The organism is Legionella rubrilucens (assembly GCF_001468125.1).
Lineage (GTDB): Bacteria > Pseudomonadota > Gammaproteobacteria > Legionellales > Legionellaceae > Legionella_C > Legionella_C rubrilucens.
In genome coordinates this window covers 14,165-35,393 of the sequence record NZ_LNYT01000003.1, presented here as the reverse complement: position 1 = coordinate 35,393, position 21,229 = coordinate 14,165, and the positions used below count along the sequence as shown (strand labels likewise).

The window sequence follows — 21,229 nt, the reverse complement described above, 5'->3', positions numbered from 1 at the left end:
AGTCCACTATGCATCCCTTTGTCGCAGGTCAAATCGACCAACTTAAAAAAGGAAATTTTCCTGAAGATTACCGGATTGATTTGAGTTATCGTGTGCTTGGCGACAGCGAGATTGGCGCACTGGCACAGGTTTTAAGCTCACCTCCACACGGTGAAGCCGTCACTTACAATCTAAGCCATAATGCGTTCACCGCGGGAGGTATTAACGCGCTTTGTGATGCCTTAACGACAAAGACTTTTTCATCCCCTCTGGTTTTTGATCTGTCCTATAATCAACTGAACGATGATGCGCTTCACTGTTTAGCCCGGGCCCTGACAAGCGGTCGTTTTCCACCGTTAGTGACCTTAAAGCTCGGCTATAACTGTTTTTCGGCTAATGGCGCCCAATTTATTGCCGACGCGCTGGCCTCAGGCCACTGCCCGGCTGATTTAACCCTGGATTTCGAAGGGAACCGCGCTTTCTCAGAAACCGCCGCCACCCATTTCGCCCACTCGCTGGAGTCGAAACGTTGGCCGAATCGATTGACGCTTAGCTTAAAAAGCACCAACATGAAGGATGCCGGCATGACGCAAATCGCTGAAAAGCTGGCTTCTGGCCCCGAACAATGGACGCTGATTGCCAGCTTCAATGGGCTTACCTTAAAAAGCATGGAGAAGCTCGCTAAAACCTTACCGTTCCTGACCAATGACTTAACCCTTAACCTGAGCAGCAACAGCATTCGGGATGATGGCGCGATTGCTCTGGCTGCCTCGTTTCAAGCCAACGGTTACCCCTTAAGGCAAACCCTTATTCTTGATTTTAACGGCCTGACTGACGCGGGCGCGCAAAGCCTTGCCGCAACGCTCACCCAGGCGAAGCCCGAACACCGCCTCTCTTTAAGCCTGGCAGGCAACAATCTCACCTCTCACAGCACCACTGCTTTTTGGCAAATTTTAAAGCTCAAATCCTGCCCGCCCCTGACACTTAATTTTAAAAACAATCAACTCGCCCTGTTAAGCGTCAAAACCTTAGCCCACGCCCTTTCAACCGAAAAAATACCAAACGGCACGGTGATTAACCTCGCTAAAAATAAATTAAAAGACAGCGATGTGGCTGCGCTGTGGCAGGCGTTAACCTCCGAAACCTGCCCTTCCCGTTTGACCCTGAATTTAAGTGAAAACGGTTTAACCGGGGATAGCCTGCAAAGTCTCCTTAATCAGGTTGAACAATTTCCGAATGGATTGACTCTTGATTTAAGCAGCAACCGCTTCACCGCAGAAGACAACAGGGCATTGCTTGACGGATTAAGGAAAAAAGGACTCCCTGTCGGGTGCCGTTTTCTTTTAAGTAACAATCCCAACTCGCCGGAACAGGTCGAACTCCATCAGTTGACGCAGGCCTCTTTCCACCGTGCCTTGGCTTTTTTAACTATCCTCCAGGGGTATGCACAGGATCATGCGCTGTCACGTTTACCGGTTGAAATCATCACAGCCATTTTTTCAGACTGTATGGCGCATGAAAACCCAGCGAGTGTATTTAAACTCCACCGGTTGGCCGCCCAACAATTGGCGGGTGTTTACCGGAAACGGGCACAGAACAAAACTGATTTTTTTCTTAAGCAAGAAAAAACAGAGTCAACAGCTGATGTGTTCGTCAGTGCAGCATCACTTCAGTTGATTTAAGCATTACCGAGATAGGACCCAAGACACTATATGGTTATTTTTTATGCAATCGGCTTTTTTTAGATTATACTAATCTCATAATTTGACAGGAGATATGATGAAGCCTTTTCTTAGTTCGCTCATTAAATCCATCCGTGCAGGCAAATTTCCATCCAATGGTATCATTGATTGCAGCAATCAGAAACTCAACGACGAGGATCTGCAAATCCTTGTAAAAGAGTTGCGTTCGTCAGACAACGGCCAAACCATCACGTATAATTTAAGCGGTAACCAATTTTCCATGCAGGGAATCCAGGCATTATGGCTCGCCCTCTCCAAAGCCTCTTTTTCATCGCCGGTTGTTATTGATCTCAGCTCCAATAAACTGGGTGACAGCGCCATTGCTTCATTAGCTACCTACCTGAAACACTTTCCAGCTTCTCTCACATTAAAACTTGGAAACAACACCTTTCACAGCTTAGCCCCTCTGGCGTCAGTCGTTGCCTCAGGAAAATGCCCCCGGGACTTCACCCTTGATTTGGCCGGCTCCCCTGTTTCTCTCGCGGAGGCAACCCAATTAAAAACCGTCTTGTCCAAAGCACCTGAAAATCTCACGCTGAATTTAAGCCGAACCCACCTAAGAGACGAAGTCGCCATCAAGCTTTTCGAGGCGTTTGACAGCCCGAATTACCCTAAAAAACAAACCATTATCCTGAGTTTTAATGGCTTGACCTCACGAAGCAGCCGGGCAATGGCCCAATCGCTCGAAAAACTTGACTCCCAACATCAGTTAAGTCTTGATCTTGAAGGAAATCACCTGGCCTCCGATGGTCTTCATGCTTTTTCAACCCTGTTGACGAAACCCGACGCCCCGATTTTAACACTGAATGTCAAAGATAACGAAATCAATGCCGAAGGAATCAATGCGTTGGCTAAGGCGCTGTCTTCAGGGAAGGTGCATCGGGGCACCTGCATCGATCTCAGTAAAAATCGCCTGGACGATGATGCGCTTAAAGCACTGTGGACCGCCCTGCAATCAGAAAAATGTCCGGCGAATTTAACGCTGATCCTCAATCAAAACAACATCGGCCAGAAGCCCCTGAGACTTTGGCGCTGATAGCCAATCAATTACCCAATGGCTTGAGGCTTAGCCTGATTGGAAATAAATTCACCAAAAAGGATCTCGCCATGTTTATTGACGGGATCGAAGGCCAATTACTCCCCTTCTCATTGCATCTGGATATTGGGGCTAAAGACCATCCCCGAAGAACAACAGGAAATTGACAGGCTTTGCCGGCTTCCTTTGGAAACGGTGGTCAATTTTTTAGTTATCCTGCAGGGGCAGGCCCAGAAAGACAGCCCATTGAGTATTTTCTCTAATGAAATCATCGGCCATATTTTCTCCTTCGTAGCCACTGTCGACAATCCAGCGAAAATTGCCAAGCTTCACGATAAGGCTTTTGATAAATTGAGAAAAATTTATACCAGCCGCACGCAGACCTCAAGCGAATTCTTTACCCCCGCGCCTGCACTACCCGAAGACAGGACTCCGGAAAAAAAGGTCCAGGAAGACGAGAACCTGTCAATGGAATTGAAAACCAAACCCGGTTGAAAGTAACCCTGGAATCATCGCCGTGAGGGAAGTATGATAAGGCAACCCACTCAACCAAGGAACCGGCGAATGATGCCTGCCACGCCTAAGCTTCAAACTGTCAATGAATTTCATATCGTTGGCCTGTCGGTTCGCACCGACAATGCCAACGAATTCAATCCCTTCACTGCGAAACTGCCTGCCTTGTGGCAACAGCTGCATCAACAAGCCTGGGTTAAACCAACTCATGCCGGCATTTACGGGGTGTATTCCGATTACGAGTCCGACGTCAATGGCGCCTACACAGTGACGGCGGGGGTTGCCCTTTCAGACAACCCATCCCCCGATCCCTCGCTTGCCATGATTACAGTGCCTCAGGGTTCTTACCTGGTTTTTACCAGTCAAGGGATGATGCCCCAAGCGATCATTCATGCCTGGCAATCCGTTTGGGCTTATTTCGCTGCCAATCCAGGCCATCGCCGCACTTACCGGGTTGATTTTGAGCATTATTCCGGGCCGCTTGAATGCGCCGTCTACATTGGCATTCACGACGCGTAACCCCCGTGAGAAAGATTTGAGCAATTGGAAACGGGGTTGTATTTTGGGATTTTTTGCAGTGTATGCACAGACTTATCCACAGATTTTGTGGATAAGACTTTTTATGAAACAAAAAGAACATTGACTTAAAAAGTCATACGGGCTTTAGGTTTTGAAGGGTGTTAACAAAGACGGCGATTAAAAAAAACGGAGTGGTCAAAAAAAATATCCACAGGTTGTGGCAAAGTATGAATCCAGCAGGAAGATACCTATCCTATCAAATTTTTAATAAAAAAACAGACTTGACAGCCAATAATTCGCAAACTGATCACCGTAAATCGCGCCGTCTCTGGTAAAATTTTGTATAATTATTAAAGTGGCGTCTTGGACAAGGATGATCGATTGCGTCGCACTGGTGTGATAACTCTGGCTATTTTACTCGCCTTGGTCGGGGCGATCCTGCCTCTTGGCGCTGCTTTTTATTTATCCTTTATCCGCGCGGTACAACTCGAGAAAGACTACCTGGCTGACATCAGCCAACGTGCCTTAACCCGTGCCTTCATTACCTTTGTTCAAGCCAACAGCGCATTGCAATCACTGGCCAATACCCCGGTCAAGAGGGCCTGCTCGCCGGCTCATATTAATTTAATGCGTAAAATAACACTGGATAATCGCGTCATTGAAGAAGTGGGTTATTTTAAGCAGGACAGGCTGATATGCACGACCTGGGGACCGGTGCAGGGCAAATTAAGTAAATTTACTGCCGATTACGTTACCGCCTATGGCGTCGAAGCGTCTTTTGACGCCCAATCCTCACTCCATGATCGTGAACATTTCATCGCGCTTAAATATAAAAATTATCAAATCCTCATCGAGCCGCAACGTTTCGTTGATGTCATCGTCGATCCGGACATTCAGATTGCCATTGTGACCCGTAAAGGCCAAGTGCTTGGACAGCTCAATCATCCCGATCCGACCCTCATTAAAACCTTGCTGACCGAGTATAAAGAAAACCAGATCCATGGTTCGATGGCAGGTTATTTAGTCGGAATTGCCCAAAAAACCCAGTTCCTGGTGTTTTCGCTAGAACCCAAATCCCGCGTTTATGACAATTTCAAGCAGACGCAACTGTTTTTTCTTCCCTTCGGGTTGCTGATTGCGCTGTTTGTGATTGGCATGGTTGTTTACTATTCCCGCCAGCGGCTTTCCCTGCTCGGTGAACTCGCGGTCGCCATTGAAAATCATGAATTAATTGCCCATTACCAACCCATCGTTGACTTAAAAACCGGGCAATGCATAGGCGCTGAAGCCCTGGCCCGATGGCGGCGTCCTGACGGCTGGATGGTTAAACCCTATCTTTTTATCCCTCAGGCCGAAGACAGCGGCTTAATTTTAGGCATTACGGATAAAATCATTGAAGCCATCATCGAAGAGCTCGGGCCCTTTTTATCTGCTCATCCGTCACTGCACATGTCCATCAATCTAAGTCCGCGCGATATTCAAAGCGGGCGTATTCTGGATGTGCTTCACAACAAACTGAAAGGCACCGGCATCCAACCGAGTCAGATATGGCTTGAAGCCACCGAACGCGGTTTTCTTGAGGCTCAGTCGGCCAAAGAGACCTTAACACGCGCCAGAGAAGCCGGGTACATTGTGGCAATTGATGATTTTGGTACTGGTTATTCAAGCCTGTCCTACCTGCAGAACTTTCCGCTGGACATCTTGAAAATCGATAAATCATTCATTGATACCATTGGCATTGACGCCGCCTCAAGCAGCGTCACACCGCACATCATTGAAATGGCAAAAACCTTAAATCTCGCGGTCGTCGCTGAAGGAATCGAAAAGCCTGAGCAGGTCGATTACCTTGTCCATCGTCACGTTGAATTCGGGCAAGGCTGGTTGTTTTCAAAAGCGCTGTCAGCGGAACAGTTTATCGCGTTTTGTGAAACGCATTCCTGACGCAGTTACCTGAAAACCGGCAACTGCGTCGCAGCCTCAGTGACCATGGGAATGGGAATGGGAATGACCATGGTGATGGTGTTGATGCACAGACGGTTGAACGACAACGGACGGCGCGGGTGGAAAAAAGACTGGGGCGTGGCCATGCTGGTGCTGGTGTGTGGGTAGACCATGGGGCTGATTCTGTCCATGTCCATGCGTGTGTCCCTGTGGATTATTGGTGTGTCCATGGGAGTGACCGTTTCCATTGAAAAAAGTCCCTTGATGGCGGTGTTGATGACTCATTCATTATCCTTACAAAGTTAATACCAAGACCACTATGCCTTTATTTTAAAAAATACGCAAACACCTGCCACCAGGGGGTTTACTTAGTGTATAAAATTCATGTATCTGCCTATTTTTTGGGCGTTTTTCACAATCATTTCTATACTTAGTGGGAATCAGCAAAAAAGGAGATGTCATGAAGACACATTCAATCCGCCGTACCCCGCTGCTGTCTGCTTTACTGCTTGGCAGTGTATTGATCTTAGGGTTTGCCTACTCCTCCTCAGCGCAGGCCGCACAGGGTTGTGGGTTTGGTTATCACATGACGGCTTTTGGACGCTGCGTTCCCAATAGCCCAGGCCCCTGGGCAAGACCTGTTCCGGGACGTCCTGATTGCTGGATCAATGCTCGAGGTTTTTTACGTTGCTGGCGTTAAGAATAAATCCAGCGCCGATTCAGGCGCTGGACTTCATCAGGGTGAATGGCAATCCATCGGCAGGCGATAAACAGACTCAGGGCTTACTGCCGATTCAGCCTTTTCTTCACAAGCCTGCGTGAGTTTATAACCGGCATAACACAACACCATCATTCCGGCTAAAGGCAGTGAAACAGCCGCCACGGCAATCAATGAGGCAGTAAAGACAACATTAAAAAGAAAGGAATCCATAAAAACAGCAAATGCTTCATCCTGCCTGGCCATTAATCCAGTGAGTGGCTGAGTCGCCTTAAGTCCGGATTGGCAGTTTAGCTTTTCACGCGTGACCCAGGTAGCCGCCTGCCGGTATTGTTTAAACTCATTGGCGGAATTGTACATGGCATTGCCCACCATGCTAAGTACCGCCAGAGCCCCCAGCAGAACTGGGTTAAAGGTCAGCAGGGTCATTGCAAATACCGAGCAAAGCAGGACAGCGGCAACCAGATTAAACACATGGTAGTCGCATTGGACTTGCCACTCATCGGCAAGCAGGTTGATCTGGCGATGAATAAGCGCGGCCTCCCAGGCCGTGATATCCTCTTTCGCTTGCATCTTTAATTCCTGCAGACGCTGGCAATAATTTTTCATGTCAATCAGCCAACGGACCACCAACATCACGGCATCCATCCCCAGGAATATCAAACTGAGGCGGGCAGCCGTTGGCGCTGATACGTTAACTAACTCCCGATAATTGTTAATAAAATTCACGCTGGTCCACATGGAATCATCCATCAGGCTATAAATCCGCTTTTCGATTTCCTGCAGGAACACTTTTTTTACGGACAGGTTGTCATTACCGGCTGCATGAATCAGGTGTTTGAGGAGGGTGGACGTATTAATCAGTAAGCGTAAACCATTTAAGGCCACACTCGAAACCCGCAGCACCCCCTGGGTTTGATTAAGCACCTGCATCACGTCAGAAACCCCGCAGTGGACTCCCAGGGCTTCATTAAATCGCATTAACTCTGCTGAAACACCCGAAGCCACAGCAAAGCGGATCAACTGATTGGCAAGTGAACGACTGGTATTCCAATACGATCGTGCCGCAATCAAGCGCGCCACATAAGTACGAAACCGGGCGGAACTTTTTACTGTTTTACCCACGGAGACGGCCGTTTTTTTAAGCGTCGACCACGTGGCTAAAGGGTATCGATCGGTTCGTTTTTCTTCGTCATCAAGTGTTTGTTCTGAAAAGAAATCGTCTTGAATAAATCGGGTAATCGTTTGCTTTTTAAGACGGAGTTTTTCCAACTCGTCCGCCACGTAATCGACAGTATAATAATCCATTAAAGTTTGGCTTAAGTAGTCAAGGTAGAAAACCATTTCCTGATGGTTTTTCATTAACGATTGGTTAGCGATAAACAGCGAATAAAGACTTGAAAATTCAAACCGCAATTGATTTAGATTAAAGTCATCGATAGATGAAAAGGGAGGTAGGTGACTGGCTTTAAATGATTGGTTGAAGAAACCCTGTCTGATAAGACCGATCCTTGGCATAACCGATGACTATCCTTGGCAAATCCATTACCCCCTCACTTATAACATGCCCCTACCGATAAACCAATCCTTCACGGATGACCAGCCTGCCACAGGCAGGCTTTGTCAGGTTAATGGCCATTGCGATAAAATTGGACGCTGACCTCCGCACTCATGCCAGGGCTTACCGTCAACCTCCCGCTGGCATTGCCTGTGCTTTCGCTGAATTGGCCATTGAGATTGCCGTACTCCGTTTGAATCGTTACCACCCCATCCTGGCAGACGCCCGTCAGTTGCCGGGTTGTGTGACTGGGGCATAAAAAGCTGCCGGAATCTTTATCCACCGCCAATTCAATGCTGAACTGGCCATTGCCGTTCACTGCACTGACCCTACCGGCACCATGGTAATGGCACTCGCCTGTCAACCAGCTCGAAGCCACGCCCTTTCCAGCCCAGTTTCCGGCAATATTCTCACACCGGTTCAGCGAATTGGAGTAAAAAGTAAAATCGGCATAGGACCAATTAGCCAGAGACATCATTGCCATAAATCCTATTATTCTGTGTCGTTTCATAATCCTGCCTTGAATTGCAATGTCAGTAGTACAAACGCAAACGGTTTGCGCTTAAATTAATCGCGATGATTATTACCTTATAAATCCATGAAATGCAATGAAAAAAAAGAAGCATCGCTGCTTTTTAACAGCGGGGGGTGACCTTGAAATTAATAGAAAACACCCCATGTTCAGTTCAAATAGAACTATCAGTTAAGTGAGAAACCATGTGCGTCCAAAGACCAGAAGACATTCTCCCCGATGCGGAAAATTATGCGTGTTACAACAACATCAACGTCAGAAAAGGCACCGTGGCCGCTGTGTTGCGTAATGCGGAAATTCTGGACAACCCTCTAAGCAGTGAAGCCGACAAACAAGAGGCTTTGGCAATAATCACCGAGTTAGCCCCTGGCCTGGTTGCCTTGGGGGTTCATGAACACCTGATCTTTAAAAATCCTGACATTCAACAGAAGGTAGACCAGGCCGCCGCGGCCATGCGTTGACCATTACCTGTGCTCATCGCCGGGTCATTACAAATCAACCAGAACGTTAAAACCGCCATAGGCCATGCGCTTGCAATCAAACAGCTCGCCAAACTCCTCGATGTTTTGCTTGATGCGTGGGTCGTCCATGACCCGCTTGTTGACTTCATCACGATGTTCTCTGGACTTAAAGACAATGTAGGAAAAAATAACGACTTCATTGGCTGATGCCCCGGCCAGCTGGGGAAAGGGAACCATACCCTCAGCCGAGGTATCGTCTGCCACGCACTCACGAAAGGCCAATGCACCGTGCTCCATCCACAGTTCCCCCGCGGATTTAGCCATGTTGCGATAGGCTTCGATTTTATCGGCAGGAATAGGTAAAACAAATCCATCCACGTAGCTCATGTTTTTCTCCCTGGTTTTTACCTATTTTTAAAGATAGCTCAGGATACCCGTTGACGCCCATTTTATTTCTGAACCATTATGTATATATAATAATCAATTCAACAGGACAGATGATGCCGCGGCTTTTTACTATAGGACATTCAACTCACCCCCTGGCGGAACTGATCGATATCCTGCGCCACCATGGTATTACTCAGGTGGCTGACATTCGGACGGTTCCACGTTCCCGTCACGTGCCGTGGTTTAATCAAGCCGAATTCAGTCATTCCCTGGCTTTAGAAGGCATCGCCTACACCCATTTGTCGCAATTGGGCGGATTGAGGAAAAGCTCGCCTGATTCCATTAACACCGGATGGCGAAATGCCAGTTTTCGCGGTTTCGCCGATTACATGCAGACCAAAACCTTCTTTCAGGGGCTTAAAGAATTGCATGCATTGATAAAAAAACAGCAGGCGGTTGTCATTCTGTGTGCCGAGGCCGTACCCTGGCGCTGTCACCGCTCGTTAGTGGCGGATGCTGAAATCATTCGCGGCGTGAACGTCATCGATATTCTTGGTAAAGACAGCCTGCGCCCCCATCAATTAACTCCGTTTGCGGTGGTGAATAAAAACACTCGCCCCTATCAACTTTATTATCCCAATCCGAACTGATGGAGTCTATACTAAAGGCAAGACACGACGGAATGGACAGACGATGAAATCCATGCTCCCCGCCTGCTTGCTGCTTTTTTGCAGTGAAGCGCTCGCCGAACCTTACCTCGGCGGTTCCTTTCAGGGCGATATAGGTCATTATGATAACGAGGCCATAGCCAAGGTCGTGAAGGAAGCCAGCCAGGTATGCACCGACATGTTTAAAGGCGATTTTGAAATCACGCACTGGCTTTACAAACCCAAACAGGATGAAGTGTACCTGACCGGCAATACCAGCCGCTGGTTCTATGACAACGCAGGATGCAGCTACCGCCCAAGTGATCATTCCGCAACGGGCAGTCAATACCCTGCCCCACCCAATTTTTTTGGTGATTATGAAAAATTTTCCACAAAAAAGGACGGTGCATAAGCGCCTTTCTCTGCGTGTATGCCATACTTAAAGAGATAACCTATTAACTGCGGTGGATGTTAAGGGATTCTATGTTGTATACAGCAAAGGTGTATGTTGGCGATCGTTTGATTGCGGAAAAAGAAGGCAATGACATCGACAAGCTTTTCGCCTGGATGATTGCCCAAGCTCAAAATGGCGCAGGACGATACCATGGTTCAATCGTGAATAATGACACCCAGGAAGTCATCAGAACATTTAAAACCAATTCTGTTGAATAATTATTTTCGCACGGCTTTAACGGGCCTCTCAATTTTTTGAATCATTTTATTGACCTCGCTGCGGAACACCTGTTTTTTTGTTAAATCGAGACAGGTCTTTAAGTCGGCCCGGTGAAGGTAGGCCGGGAGATAGAATAATTCCAAGAAACGCTCATCCGCCCAATTTAAGTCCGCCACATCAGTTAAACCTTGATTGATGATTATTTCGGCCGCACGGCAGCAGACATAGGTGATAACGCAATCACGCAGGGCGTCCCCTTCTAAAGGGCAATGGGCAGGAGGTACGCCGAGAGGCAACAAATGATGACGTATCCCTTCAACAATTTCCTGAGGCAGTTGCCAGGCCTGCGCTAACTCGCTGCCCACAATGGCGGCATTGAGACCCAACTCCTGCTGTTCTATTTTTGTCCTATCAAACAGCGAATAATTTTCGATTAAATAATAGGCAAGCTGTGGCTTGTACGTGATGATGGCGAGGTTGCCAATGTAAGCCAGCAGGGCACGGGTTCCTAATTCAGCCGCGTGACTCAAGCCCAATTGTTTCGCCAGGGGAAGCACCAGAGAACTGGCCAAGAATCCTTGCGCCCAGATGATTTTCAGGGCTTGATTGAGCCGTTTGTCCGGGGATTGAACGTTGGCCTTCATCACGCATTGCAAAGCGATGTTTTTGACCATGTTACTGCCTAAATACAAGATGGCATAATTTAAATGGGTTATTTTCTTAGTCAGATAGAATCCGCTGGAATTGACGGTACGTAAAATTTTAGCCGCAATTTCTGCGTCACTTTTGACCACCTGGTACAGTTTTTCGGGATTGTCCAGATTGCTCGTCAGCGCTTTCAGCAAAGGATGCGGCCGCGGCATGGCCTGAGTCATTTTAAGGATGTTGTCAACGACCTCAGCCTGACATTCTGTCCTGGTAATTAAATGGAAAGCAGCCAGTTCAACAGGGGGGGTTACTGCAGGCGATGGCGTGATAACAGGCGGGCCTGGCAACTCCGGTGACGGTATAATCAACGTGGCTTCCTGGGGAAGAGGCGAAGGCGATCGGTAAAGAGGCGATTTGCGGTCGCGTTTGTGAGGCTTTACACCCAAATAGAAAAGGAGTACCAGAATCATCAACAGGATGGCGATGAAAATCATTTTCCTCTCCTTTGGCAAGAGGGAGAATTTTTATCAATTTAAACTAAAATTGGCAAAAATCCTACTTTTTCCTGCATTCCCCTGTCAACGGTGGGTTTGATACACCCGGCGCGAAGGTCTGGTCATGGCCTGAACGGTTTTCCATCCGCGAGGTTATACCACAGGTACATGTTGGCGTCGTCGAGTAACTGCAGCATGAATCGAATCCGGTCGTATTTTGCCGCTTCTTTCGGTTTTTTCTCCCGCAAAACCTTCACCTGGTCATTCAGCCAATGGCAGACTTCTACCCATGTCCTCTCACAGGACTCAGCCTCGCGAATGGTTTGCAGCATGTGAGAATCCAGAGTACTTCTCTTTTTTTTATGGCCGCCCACAAAAATACTTTTCCCCCGTAACGGCTTCAATTTACCCGGCTGGGTGAGGAGTTCTTCCGCCACATAATGGGCAATTTTCTGCGCCAGTTTTTCATGTTCAGGTCGACTCACAGCAAAAAAACTGCCATCATTCATTACCCCAAACGCTGGACTGTGGCAACTGTACAGGAAATTTTCCTTCGGCAGCTTCCCATGTCCCATCACCCGCAAAACCCGTTGAACAAAACGGACGACGTCTCGATAGGAATCGTCATTCCGTGCATGACTGTCTTTTTCAGGCCCATTGTTGCTGTGAATGATGAGGGTGACGCCGCGAATATCCTTTATCGCATAAAAAAAACGGTAAAGAGCCCGGATTAAGTTTTTTTGATTGACCCCCATGTTACGCTCAAAGGGCGAATGAATGGCGGCACGGATGTAGTCATCCTCACAACCAATGTGCTCGGTTGCCGAATGGTACAGGCCCAGTTTTTTAACTGTCTCTCCTTCGCGGTAAATCAACCCGATGCCCACACAGGAAGTCAATTCCGTGGTATAGAGAAAAGGGGTCGTTGCTGCGTCGCCTTCGCGATAATGCGGATCAAGGAGATACTTGACATTGACATAGAAGGGATTTTCTTCTGTATGGGGAAGCAGTGCGGCCGGTGCGTTTGATGATTCATGTCGCGATTGCAAGGAGTCTCTCCGTCAAATAGCCCTCTGTATACCATATCGAAAAACAAATCAGCAAACATTACTTTTACCCACTGCTTTTGTTCTATCCTTTAATAAAGGTTCGGCCAAGGAAAAGCCATGCCCCTGACAAAGGAAACGATGCACCTGTACTACGATCTGACCCCCATGAAAGACAGCGATGGCATTGTGGTGATGGTAGGCAAAAAAAAATCAACCGACAGTGACGCGACTCATCCCCCCTGCATTCTGTTTAAAGAAGGCTTAGGCGCCATGGCTGACAGGGATGCCTCCCTCCTATTACAGGCCACCGGCTTACCCGGGTTTTTACCGGTTATACATTCCGGCGATAATTATTTCATTCGCGCGGCTTATGACAAACCTTCCAGTAAATGGGCAGCCGTTGAAGGGCAGACTGCCAGAATCATTGAGGATGCGTTGGACCTGTCATTGGCCATGTTGTCTGCCGGAGTCATCGATAAAGATCGAAAATTCATGAAAGGCAGCGGCGACATTGAATCCAGAAATGCCGTGATTACCAATGGCCGGGTGGTGTTTTTTGATTTTGAACCGCTACGGATTATTGATTGGAAAAAACCGTTAACGCCTGCCGATGCAGAGAGCATCGCCACCTGGAAACTCACTTACGAAACCCTGATTAAATCACTGGCCATCAACCTGCATTTGAACCAGAAAAGCACCCAGGCACTCCTGGACCGATTCTATGGAACGGCCGCAAAAATACTGGCCGATAAAGGTCCTGCTGCCGAAAAAATATGGCAGCAGCTCACAACCCCTGAGGAAGCCGATTTGGGCGGCAGTTACAAGCCGCCGAGCTTAAGCAGTGCCAGCGGTTATGTACCTCCCGACGGGGGAAGCCGCCCGTCACCCGAGCCGAAAGTAATTCCTGTCACGCCCATCACAGCCTCCTCCCATGCCCCCGTCAAAATGCCGGTTCCCACCGTCGCCGACATTTTTGTGGTGTTAAGCAAACACCTTCATTCGCCCACCCTGCCTGATGAGGCCATCGTCGACAGGATGGCCAGAATGGCCCATCGTTATGCCAATCATAAAAGTCAAAGCGAACCCAACGTGTACGATGCCCTCGAAAAGCTGATTAAAGCGCAATTCCCCCCCAAAACGCAGGAAAAAGCCATTGGCATGGTCGACGGGGTAAAAAAATTTTTAGATAATGCCTACAGATCCCAGCTCCACGATCCCGATGAACTGGGAGCAAGACCGCGCGGCCCCTGGGGCCACAGCAGCTAGCGCGCTCACATTCATTTTGACGCGGGATGCTTATCAAGGCAAAATAAGTCTTTGTCCAGTACGGATTTTCGGAACAGCCCAAAGGGCGGGACTAATCATGTCATTATTAGCCAAAGTAAAAAAATACTACAGGGCCTCAGCCGAAAACCGCCTCCAGATTCACCTGTTCCTGGGGTTTGTCATCATTCCGGTCATCGGCATGACCCTCTTATACCTTTTTGTTCTCATTTTCTGGCTATGAGCAACCTCTTTTGGCTGATTTAATATTGCGCTAATAATTGCCCTTTATCATAGGGGTCCGGTTATTACTTCCTGATGTGAATGATGCGAACGCTTGTTCTGGCTTTAGTCAGTCTCCTGCTGGTCAATCCGCTGGCTGCCCAATCGGTTGAGCCAAATCACCTTTATTATCACATGGGTTTTCCAGTCGCTCTTGAAGAGCAGACGGAAAATCTTGTTCTTAATGACAACAGCCGTGATTTGCTGATTGCCAATCTGGTTGCGGGAGCGATGTATGCTTATCTGATTCGTCAGCATGATCCACAACTGGCATTTGACAACGACTACATTGCGGGCTCCCTGTTTGCGCAGTTGCTGCAGGAAAACCTGCAAACCACGGCTTACAAAAGCACATCACCCTGGATCAATCCCGATCCCGCCATCCGTTCCATGCTGCTTGCACCCGGACAGGGCGGCCCTTTTCAAATCAATGATTATGGCAAACGGCTGGAAAGCGGCGTAGGCCTCATCAATTTTACCGTGCTGCAAAAGAGTTTAGGCTATCGCATCGAGGATCAGGACAGTGGTCAACAGACCGTGAAAAAAGGCCCTGACAGTCTCGATAATAAATACTTTGGCCCCTTGGCAGCAGCCTATTTCCAATACAATACGCTACTTAGGCTTTATGCCATCAATCAGGATCCCTGGGGGCCATCAGCCGATGATTTTGCAGCTTGCCTGCGTAACCTGCAGAATCCCGATAAGAATATCCTGGACATGATTCTGAATGCCGGCTACAACGCCGGTCCCTGGGCCGCCATCACCAAAACCTACATTCATCTTTGTGCCAACGCCGACAATCCTGCGTTTAACAACCAAATCAACCACATTAATGATTACACCTTAAGTGATACAGCCTATCAGCAGGCGATTGATACGCGCGAGGCGGCGGGCAGTACATTTATCCTTTACCCACGGCAAATCCGCTTTTACCTCGATGAGCTTTACAATAACCCGACCCCGCTGCCAACCCATACTGCATTAAGTCTGCCGCTCAATGAAGTGCGCGCTGTTTTTGCACAATCCATGCACACCCTCGGCCGGGTTACCAACAATCACTACGAGGCCATTGCCATCAATGCGGCTGAAACAGCCTTTGATACGGCGGCGCAGGGTTTATCACTCCCCCTAACCGACACGCTGGACATTGGTAACCGCGAACAAAGGCAGCAGTTGTTCCAATTGCTGAATAACGCCATTGTCAATCTGGCATCGCAACTGACCATGGATTTCAGTGAAACGACCGAAAGGGATTGGGCTCGCGCGAATCCGCAGGCATAAAGCTAGTCGCCACGGTGCGTGCGGGTAAATTTTTTAATTTCCGGCAGAATAATATGGGAAAATTTTCTGCCGTTAAACAGGCCATAATGACCTACCCCCATGGCCAAAAAATACTCCTTCATGCTGTCAGGTAAATTTTTGCACAAATCAATCACCGCCCGCGTTTGTCCAAGGCCGGTGATGTCATCGCGCTCGCCTTCAATCACCAGAATGGCGGTCTTTTTAATGTCCTGCAGGCGAATGCTGCGGCCTTTGGATTTGTAGCGGCCTTTGACCAACAGGCTTTCCTGGAACACCGTATGAATGGTTTGCATGTAAAATTCTGCGGTTAAATCCATGGTGGCAAAGTATTCCAGGTAAAACTCAATGATTTTAAACGCCTCATCCCTTTTCTTTAAGGCAAATTTATCAATGGCGTTTTTCAGCGACTCCAAATGCCTTTGCATGTTCATGCTTAAAAAACCCGACAATTGCATGAATCCGGGATAAACCAGCCGCATGGCGCCAGGAAACCGGGCGGGAACCATGGTAATCACATTCTGCTGAAACCAGTCATCGCCGCGTGAAACCGCCAGATCATTGACGGAGGTGGGTGATTGGCTGGTATCGATAGGCCCGCCGAGTAAAATGGCGCAATGCGGCGTTTTCGGATCATTTTCCGTCGACATCATGGCCAGTGCTGCCAATGTCGGCACCGTGGGTTGACACACCGCCATGACATGGACGTCAGGACCCAAAAGTTGAAAGTAGGAAATCAGGTATTCAATGAAATCATCCAAATCAAAAGCCCCTTCTTTCAGCGGCACGTCGCGGGCGTTTTTCCAGTCGGTGATGTAGACATCGTAATAAGGCAGCATGGATTTGACCGTCCCGCGAAGCAACGTGGCATAATGCCCGGACATGGGTGCCACCAGCAGCACTTTGGGGAGTGTCTTCTCGAGGCCTTTCTTGCGAAAGCGCAGCAGATTGCAAAAGCTTTTCCTGTCAACGATTTCTTCTTCTATATCGTAATACTCATCACCTATCTTCACTTCGGTGATATTAAAATGCGGCTTGTCGTAGATATTGGTCATCATATGAAATACATAAAAATACCCCGACAACTCGCGGTTAAAACGCACGCCTGAATCGAGAAAGCCGGCCATGAGCTGGGTCTGGTCTTCCGAGAGGTAGGGGATTCGTACGGGCAAGTCCATGCTGTCGGCAACCCGCCTGAAACGCCGGGACATGGTCAGGCAATAGTCAGAATACGGTTGCAGGGCACTCATGCCCCAATCATACCAGTTGTAAATCGAACGATTATCAAGTGGGTGCAACATGGTTCGCTTCCTTCCCTGAGGCGGCGTTGAATAGCTAAAGTATAGATCAGGATGGATTTTTTTGTTTATCATGGGGTTATAATAGGAACCCCCAGGTTGATTAAATATAGAATTATTGGTACAATAATTGACCAATTATTTGTGTTTATTCCTCATGCAAGCCAAACATTCTTTTTTTAATACCAAAACAGCCTTTGCAGCGACTACCGAGGTTGAAAAGTTCCCTCTTCATGCAGCCCTTGCCTCCTGCTCCAAAGCCGCGGATATAACCCATTATGTGGCTCAAATCAATCAGCAGCAATTGGTCAGGATGCTTCATACCCCTAATAAAAAAGGCCTTCTACCCATCCAACTCATTGACGATTTATCAATCGATCTCAGGGAAAAAGAAACCATCTATGAGTGTTTTCTACCGCACATGAAACCATCCCTTCCCTCCCTGACAACACCAGTCGATTTAAAGTCGATTTGCGATCACTATAAAATCGTGCCGGACAGTCCTTTGTACAGTACCTTGAAAATCGCCTGCCTTTTAGTGAATGAGATTCGCCAAACGGCTTTTTTATCGTCAACTCACCCCGACTTCAGTGGAAAAGACGCCGAGGACATGGACTTATTGCACGAGGAAATAAGCGACCATCGCAATGAAGCGGACAGGAAAAAATACGAACACCTGTTTACCGGCAAAGAGGTTACTTACCCACAACGTGAGGAAGACAAGGAGTATTGCACTATAACCGCCCATTTCACACCGCCTGTCCGTGACACCCTGCTCCAGACCTACGCGGAAATTCCCCTGGCTGCCAAACGCGCTAATTGCGCCGAATTAAGCGACATTTTTGTTCATCTTTTCACTAAACTGAACCTGAAGCAGGAGCGCATCGAACTGTTTGACCTCGGCAAGGGCGATCATAGTTTTGTTGTATTAAACCGTGAACCGGACAGTAAACCTTCGCAGTTTAAAACCTGGGGAAATCGAGCACTTGTTGTCGACGTCTGGGCAGGAAAAATCTACCCGGCCGCTTCAATTCCCGACGAGTTATGCGCTTATTGTTCAATGGACATCACCCTGGATAAGGCAACCAGGCACCAGGTCTTTATTGTACCTTTTATTTCAGAATACCATACTCTGCTATTGGATACCGACGTCTCGATTTTGAAGGAAACAGTCCAATTTAAACTAAAACCGACCTCCTATGTCGGCAGATTCATTAAACAGCTTGATCTGTCTGACAAGGAACTCTTTTTATTCCATGGTTACATTAAACCCCTGCTTAAAGAATTAATTGCGGCGAAAAAACTGAACAAGTATGAACTCGCCGAACTGGAATGCCCTGTGGAAACCCTACTCTATACTTTTCTTGATGCCCATTATTTAAAAGAGCTTACTCACGGTCAGGTTTTCTTAAAAGGCATTGAAGATCGGCACATTATCGACGATGTCCCGCACCCCATGGGGTATGAAATGCCCTGGTTATCAAGTCCGCAGGAGGCGTCCATTTGTCAGGTGCAACCGGGTAAATAACTCCCTGATATATTGAAGATTCCTGCTGCTTCCGATAAATTGAACAGGTGTTTTATGTATCCGTGTTCATAAACTCTCGCCTGGAATCCCTCCAGGCCATCAGTCAAGGGAATCCGTATGGAATCTGGAATTGCATCGGCAAAGGACGTCGACCGTGTCTCGCCCTGGTGGCGAAGGGCTGTCTTTATTGTTATGGCTTTAGGTTTTAGTGTCCTCATTGTGCTGACCGCCAAAGTTTACCGCGATGCTCCCCCTATCCCCGACCGTGTGGTTAATTCGCAGGGGCAGGTGATTTTTACCAAAGACAACATCCTGGCTGGACAGGCCGTGTTTCTTAAATACGGATTAATGGACAATGGCAGCATCTGGGGACACGGCGCCTACCTTGGTCCCGATTTTTCCGCTCAGTACCTGCATAATTTAACGCAAAACCTTCATGATGACTTCGCTCAATCCCGTTACCAAAAGTCATTTAATCAGCTGAATGAGGGCGAACAGGCGATAGCCCGCTCCCTTAGCCAACTGGTTTTAAAATCCAACCGTTACAATCCGCAAACCGGCATTTTAACCTTAAGCGACAGCGAAGCGGCTTCCTATGCCAGGCAGATTGACTGGTGGGCCGCCTACTTTACTAAAACCGCTGACAATGGCGGGTTGCCGGCCAATTTTATTACCCGGGGCGACGAATTAAATCATCTGGTTGCCTTTTTTGCCTGGACGGCGTGGGCCTCCGTTACCAACCGCCCGGGGCAAACGACCACCTACACCAATAATTTCCCCTATGATCCGGACGCCGGGAATTTTCTCGGCGGTTCCGCGGTTCTCTGGAGCGCGCTGAGCCTGATTGCACTTTTAGGCGGTACAGCCCTGGTGCTTTTAGCCTTTGGCAAATTTGATTACCTGGGATGGAAACGAAGCCGGGAGAAAATCCTTCCGCGATTTGCTATCGGTAATCCCACCCCAAGCCAGAAAGCCACCATCAAATTTTTTGTGGTGGTGATGCTGCTGTTTTTGGCACAAACACTGGTTGGCGGCCTTACTGCGCATTACCGCGCGGAGCCTGGCGATTTTTACGGGCTCGACTTGTCGTCCATCTTCCCGAGCAACGTCGTGCGCACCTGGCATCTGCAACTGGCCATCTTCTGGATAGCCACGTCCTATGTTGCCGGGGCCCTGCTGTTGTCCCGTGAATTGGGCGGACGTGAGGTCAAATACCAGACCCTCTTTACCCATGGATTGTTTGCGGCCCTTTTTGTGGTAGTTGCCGGCAGTTTACTGGGTGAGTGGGCAGGAACTTTCCAGTGGTTGAAGGAGTACTGGTTCTGGTTTGGCCAACAGGGCTGGGAATACCTTGAGCTTGGGCGATTCTGGCAGATTCTCTTAGCCCTGGGTTTGATTTTCTGGTTATTCCTGCTGGTACGCAACGTCATGCCGGTGATTCATGATCCTGAATTACGGGAAATATCGCGTCTGTTCCTTTTCGCGGCACTGGCCATACCCGTTTTTTACCTGCCGGCGATGTTTTTTGACAGCACCACCCACTATTCGATTGTCGACACCTGGCGGTTTTGGATTATTCATCTGTGGGTTGAAGGGTTTTTCGAGTTCTTTGTCACGGTACTGGTAGCACTCATTCTGTTAGGCCTGGGCGTGGTTGCGCGTACCACAGCAATCCGGGTGATTTATCTGGACGCCATTCTTTATTTTGGCGGCGGCCTCATTGGCACCGGTCATCATTGGTATTTTAATGGCCACAGCGAAGCCAACATGGCCTTCAGCGCGGTGTTTTCCGCCATGGAAGTCATTCCCCTGACATTACTGACCCTCGATGCCTGGGATTTTATTCGCGTTACCGAAATGGAGCGCCTCCCTTCCGGAGAGCCTGTGCATGTTCCCCACAAATGGACCTTTTATTTTATCATGGCCGTCGGTTTCTGGAATTTTGTCGGAGCCGGGATCCTTGGCTTCCTGATTAATCTGCCGGTTGTCAGTTATTTTGAAATTGGCACCATGCTCACCCCCAATCATGGGCATGCGGCAATGATGGGCGTGTTTGGCATGCTGGCTCTGGCTTTGCTGGTTTTCGCCATGCGTCATGTGTCAACCAATGCACAATGGCAGCCGTTGGAACGTTATGTCAAACTGTCATTCATTGGTTTAAATGCAGGACTTGCCTTAATGCTAGTCATGAGCTTATTCCCAGGCGGCGTCATGCAGCTTGTGGATGTGCTGCATCACGGTTATTGGCATGCCCGAAGCCTTGAGTACACTGCCATGCACAGCGCACGCGTTGTTGAATGGTTGCGCACCCCCGGGGATGTCATTTTTATTGTGTTTGGCGTGGTCCCCTTACTGATTGCTATTTTACGCTGTTACTCCAACATTCGTTCAAAACCGGCACAAGTGGTTGACCTGCCTGCATCAAGTGTCCATTAGCCGTGACACTGGATAACCTCATTGGGGCCCTCCACAGGATGGGCCCACCTTCACAGGCTTTCAGATCACAGAGCCCCCTCATCCTGAGTAACTCCTGTACACTCAGGAATCTCTTCTCTGATCAACGGGTTTTACAGGGTATACACAGACTTATCCACAGTTATTGTGGATAATGCGGTTTTTATCCATGCAGCCAACGCCTGAAAAAATCAGGTACAGTCTGGTA

22 protein-coding genes are annotated in these 21,229 nt (G+C 48.4%); 15 read left to right on the top strand and 7 right to left on the bottom strand.

Going from position 1 to position 21,229, the window contains the following annotated elements:
* The first annotated feature begins 8 nt into the window (after window positions 1-8).
* From Lrub_RS00765 to Lrub_RS00745, 5 genes are all read left to right on the top strand, one after another.
* Complete coding sequence (locus tag Lrub_RS00765) at window positions 9-1,661, top strand: leucine-rich repeat domain-containing protein (protein ID WP_058530296.1); 1,653 nt, start codon at window positions 9-11, stop codon at window positions 1,659-1,661.
* A gap of 97 nt (window positions 1,662-1,758) precedes the next feature.
* Window positions 1,759-2,757, top strand: coding sequence for a leucine-rich repeat domain-containing protein (locus Lrub_RS00760; RefSeq protein ID WP_058530295.1), 999 nt, complete (start codon window positions 1,759-1,761; stop codon window positions 2,755-2,757).
* 78 nt (window positions 2,758-2,835) lie between these two features.
* Entirely contained in the window at window positions 2,836-3,252 is a 417-nt protein-coding gene (locus tag Lrub_RS00755) for a hypothetical protein (protein ID WP_133134060.1), read from the top strand.
* Between the two features lie 69 nt (window positions 3,253-3,321).
* Window positions 3,322-3,789 (top strand): GyrI-like domain-containing protein, encoded by a 468-nt coding sequence (locus Lrub_RS00750; protein ID WP_058530293.1) that lies wholly within the window; start codon window positions 3,322-3,324, stop codon window positions 3,787-3,789.
* A gap of 363 nt (window positions 3,790-4,152) precedes the next feature.
* Window positions 4,153-5,730, top strand: coding sequence for an EAL domain-containing protein (locus Lrub_RS00745; protein ID WP_202813738.1), 1,578 nt, complete (start codon window positions 4,153-4,155; stop codon window positions 5,728-5,730).
* A gap of 5 nt (window positions 5,731-5,735) precedes the next feature.
* On the opposite strand, the gene Lrub_RS00740 is transcribed toward Lrub_RS00745, so the two are convergent.
* Window positions 5,736-5,978: a hypothetical protein gene (locus Lrub_RS00740; protein ID WP_133134059.1), complete on the bottom strand. Its 243-nt coding sequence runs from the start codon at window positions 5,976-5,978 to the stop codon at window positions 5,736-5,738.
* 212 nt (window positions 5,979-6,190) lie between these two features.
* On the opposite strand from Lrub_RS00740, the gene Lrub_RS00735 reads away from it, so the two are divergent.
* The gene (locus Lrub_RS00735; RefSeq protein WP_058530290.1) at window positions 6,191-6,430 is read left to right on the top strand and encodes a GCG_CRPN prefix-to-repeats domain-containing protein; all 240 of its coding nucleotides are present in this window, start codon (window positions 6,191-6,193) and stop codon (window positions 6,428-6,430) included.
* Window positions 6,431-6,466: 36 nt separating this feature from the next.
* Here Lrub_RS00735 and Lrub_RS00730 read toward each other — a convergent pair whose 3' ends face one another.
* Together Lrub_RS00730 and Lrub_RS00725 are read right to left on the bottom strand one after the other, a co-directional pair.
* Window positions 6,467-7,966 (bottom strand): hypothetical protein, encoded by a 1,500-nt coding sequence (locus Lrub_RS00730; RefSeq protein WP_058530289.1) that lies wholly within the window; start codon window positions 7,964-7,966, stop codon window positions 6,467-6,469.
* A 110-nt stretch (window positions 7,967-8,076) separates the two neighbouring features.
* The gene (locus Lrub_RS00725; RefSeq protein WP_237760720.1) at window positions 8,077-8,484 is read right to left on the bottom strand and encodes a hypothetical protein; all 408 of its coding nucleotides are present in this window, start codon (window positions 8,482-8,484) and stop codon (window positions 8,077-8,079) included.
* Between the two features lie 239 nt (window positions 8,485-8,723).
* Between Lrub_RS00725 and Lrub_RS00720 the strand changes: the two genes are divergently transcribed.
* Window positions 8,724-8,999: a hypothetical protein gene (locus Lrub_RS00720; RefSeq protein ID WP_058530287.1), complete on the top strand. Its 276-nt coding sequence runs from the start codon at window positions 8,724-8,726 to the stop codon at window positions 8,997-8,999.
* 27 nt (window positions 9,000-9,026) lie between these two features.
* Here the strand turns inward: Lrub_RS00720 and Lrub_RS00715 are convergent, their stop codons facing one another.
* A complete protein-coding gene (locus tag Lrub_RS00715) occupies window positions 9,027-9,386 on the bottom strand; it encodes a DUF1428 domain-containing protein (RefSeq protein WP_058530286.1) in 360 nt (119 codons plus the stop codon).
* Between the two features lie 110 nt (window positions 9,387-9,496).
* Between Lrub_RS00715 and Lrub_RS00710 the strand changes: the two genes are divergently transcribed.
* The 3 genes from Lrub_RS00710 to Lrub_RS00700 all read left to right on the top strand — a co-directional run bounded on the left by Lrub_RS00710 (window position 9,497) and on the right by Lrub_RS00700 (window position 10,705).
* Entirely contained in the window at window positions 9,497-10,036 is a 540-nt protein-coding gene (locus tag Lrub_RS00710; protein WP_237760719.1) for a DUF488 domain-containing protein, read from the top strand.
* A gap of 43 nt (window positions 10,037-10,079) precedes the next feature.
* A complete protein-coding gene (locus Lrub_RS00705; RefSeq protein WP_058530284.1) occupies window positions 10,080-10,445 on the top strand; it encodes a hypothetical protein in 366 nt (121 codons plus the stop codon).
* 71 nt (window positions 10,446-10,516) lie between these two features.
* On the top strand, window positions 10,517-10,705 hold the full coding sequence (locus Lrub_RS00700) for a hypothetical protein (protein WP_058530283.1): 189 nt from the start codon (window positions 10,517-10,519) through the stop codon (window positions 10,703-10,705).
* Here the strand turns inward: Lrub_RS00700 and Lrub_RS00695 are convergent, their stop codons facing one another.
* Both Lrub_RS00695 and Lrub_RS00690 read right to left on the bottom strand, forming a co-directional pair.
* Window positions 10,706-11,848 (bottom strand): HDOD domain-containing protein, encoded by a 1,143-nt coding sequence (locus Lrub_RS00695; protein WP_058530282.1) that lies wholly within the window; start codon window positions 11,846-11,848, stop codon window positions 10,706-10,708.
* A 122-nt stretch (window positions 11,849-11,970) separates the two neighbouring features.
* Window positions 11,971-12,897: a hypothetical protein gene (locus Lrub_RS00690; protein ID WP_058530281.1), complete on the bottom strand. Its 927-nt coding sequence runs from the start codon at window positions 12,895-12,897 to the stop codon at window positions 11,971-11,973.
* A gap of 117 nt (window positions 12,898-13,014) precedes the next feature.
* Between Lrub_RS00690 and Lrub_RS00685 the strand changes: the two genes are divergently transcribed.
* The 3 genes from Lrub_RS00685 to Lrub_RS00680 all read left to right on the top strand — a co-directional run bounded on the left by Lrub_RS00685 (window position 13,015) and on the right by Lrub_RS00680 (window position 15,723).
* Window positions 13,015-14,163, top strand: a complete 1,149-nt coding sequence (locus Lrub_RS00685; RefSeq protein ID WP_058530280.1) for a hypothetical protein — start codon at window positions 13,015-13,017, stop codon at window positions 14,161-14,163.
* Window positions 14,164-14,260: 97 nt separating this feature from the next.
* The gene (locus Lrub_RS14925) at window positions 14,261-14,404 is read left to right on the top strand and encodes a hypothetical protein (protein ID WP_164480550.1); all 144 of its coding nucleotides are present in this window, start codon (window positions 14,261-14,263) and stop codon (window positions 14,402-14,404) included.
* 80 nt (window positions 14,405-14,484) lie between these two features.
* Entirely contained in the window at window positions 14,485-15,723 is a 1,239-nt protein-coding gene (locus tag Lrub_RS00680) for a hypothetical protein (protein WP_058530279.1), read from the top strand.
* A 2-nt stretch (window positions 15,724-15,725) separates the two neighbouring features.
* On the opposite strand, the gene phaZ is transcribed toward Lrub_RS00680, so the two are convergent.
* Window positions 15,726-17,042: a polyhydroxyalkanoate depolymerase gene (gene phaZ, locus Lrub_RS00675; RefSeq protein ID WP_058530278.1), complete on the bottom strand. Its 1,317-nt coding sequence runs from the start codon at window positions 17,040-17,042 to the stop codon at window positions 15,726-15,728.
* 154 nt (window positions 17,043-17,196) lie between these two features.
* Between phaZ and Lrub_RS00670 the strand changes: the two genes are divergently transcribed.
* Window positions 17,197-18,567 carry a hypothetical protein gene (locus Lrub_RS00670; RefSeq protein WP_058530277.1) on the top strand — a complete coding sequence of 457 codons (1,371 nt, stop codon included), beginning with the start codon at window positions 17,197-17,199 and terminating at the stop codon, window positions 18,565-18,567.
* A gap of 117 nt (window positions 18,568-18,684) precedes the next feature.
* The gene (locus Lrub_RS00665; protein ID WP_058530276.1) at window positions 18,685-21,003 is read left to right on the top strand and encodes a nitric-oxide reductase large subunit; all 2,319 of its coding nucleotides are present in this window, start codon (window positions 18,685-18,687) and stop codon (window positions 21,001-21,003) included.
* The last annotated feature ends 226 nt before the right edge of the window (window positions 21,004-21,229 follow it).

Excerpts from the sequence above, each read along its gene's own strand:
- Lrub_RS00765 (WP_058530296.1), top strand. The coding sequence starts at position 9 with ATGCATCCCTTTGTCGCAGGTCAAATCGACCAACTTAAAAAAGGAAAT.
- Lrub_RS00760 (WP_058530295.1), top strand. The coding sequence starts at position 1,759 with ATGAAGCCTTTTCTTAGTTCGCTCATTAAATCCATCCGTGCAGGCAAA.
- Lrub_RS00750 (WP_058530293.1), top strand. The coding sequence starts at position 3,322 with ATGATGCCTGCCACGCCTAAGCTTCAAACTGTCAATGAATTTCATATC.
- Lrub_RS00740 (WP_133134059.1), bottom strand. The coding sequence starts at position 5,978 with ATGGAAACGGTCACTCCCATGGACACACCAATAATCCACAGGGACACA.
- Lrub_RS00735 (WP_058530290.1), top strand. The coding sequence starts at position 6,191 with ATGAAGACACATTCAATCCGCCGTACCCCGCTGCTGTCTGCTTTACTG.
- Lrub_RS00730 (WP_058530289.1), bottom strand. The coding sequence starts at position 7,966 with ATGCCAAGGATCGGTCTTATCAGACAGGGTTTCTTCAACCAATCATTT.
- Lrub_RS00725 (WP_237760720.1), bottom strand. The coding sequence starts at position 8,484 with ATGATGTCTCTGGCTAATTGGTCCTATGCCGATTTTACTTTTTACTCC.
- Lrub_RS00720 (WP_058530287.1), top strand. The coding sequence starts at position 8,724 with ATGTGCGTCCAAAGACCAGAAGACATTCTCCCCGATGCGGAAAATTAT.
- Lrub_RS00715 (WP_058530286.1), bottom strand. The coding sequence starts at position 9,386 with ATGAGCTACGTGGATGGATTTGTTTTACCTATTCCTGCCGATAAAATC.
- Lrub_RS00710 (WP_237760719.1), top strand. The coding sequence starts at position 9,497 with ATGATGCCGCGGCTTTTTACTATAGGACATTCAACTCACCCCCTGGCG.
- Lrub_RS00705 (WP_058530284.1), top strand. The coding sequence starts at position 10,080 with ATGAAATCCATGCTCCCCGCCTGCTTGCTGCTTTTTTGCAGTGAAGCG.
- Lrub_RS00700 (WP_058530283.1), top strand. The coding sequence starts at position 10,517 with ATGTTGTATACAGCAAAGGTGTATGTTGGCGATCGTTTGATTGCGGAA.
- Lrub_RS00695 (WP_058530282.1), bottom strand. The coding sequence starts at position 11,848 with ATGATTTTCATCGCCATCCTGTTGATGATTCTGGTACTCCTTTTCTAT.
- Lrub_RS00685 (WP_058530280.1), top strand. The coding sequence starts at position 13,015 with ATGCCCCTGACAAAGGAAACGATGCACCTGTACTACGATCTGACCCCC.
- Lrub_RS14925 (WP_164480550.1), top strand. The coding sequence starts at position 14,261 with ATGTCATTATTAGCCAAAGTAAAAAAATACTACAGGGCCTCAGCCGAA.
- Lrub_RS00680 (WP_058530279.1), top strand. The coding sequence starts at position 14,485 with ATGATGCGAACGCTTGTTCTGGCTTTAGTCAGTCTCCTGCTGGTCAAT.
- phaZ (WP_058530278.1), bottom strand. The coding sequence starts at position 17,042 with ATGTTGCACCCACTTGATAATCGTTCGATTTACAACTGGTATGATTGG.
- Lrub_RS00670 (WP_058530277.1), top strand. The coding sequence starts at position 17,197 with ATGCAAGCCAAACATTCTTTTTTTAATACCAAAACAGCCTTTGCAGCG.
- Lrub_RS00665 (WP_058530276.1), top strand. The coding sequence starts at position 18,685 with ATGGAATCTGGAATTGCATCGGCAAAGGACGTCGACCGTGTCTCGCCC.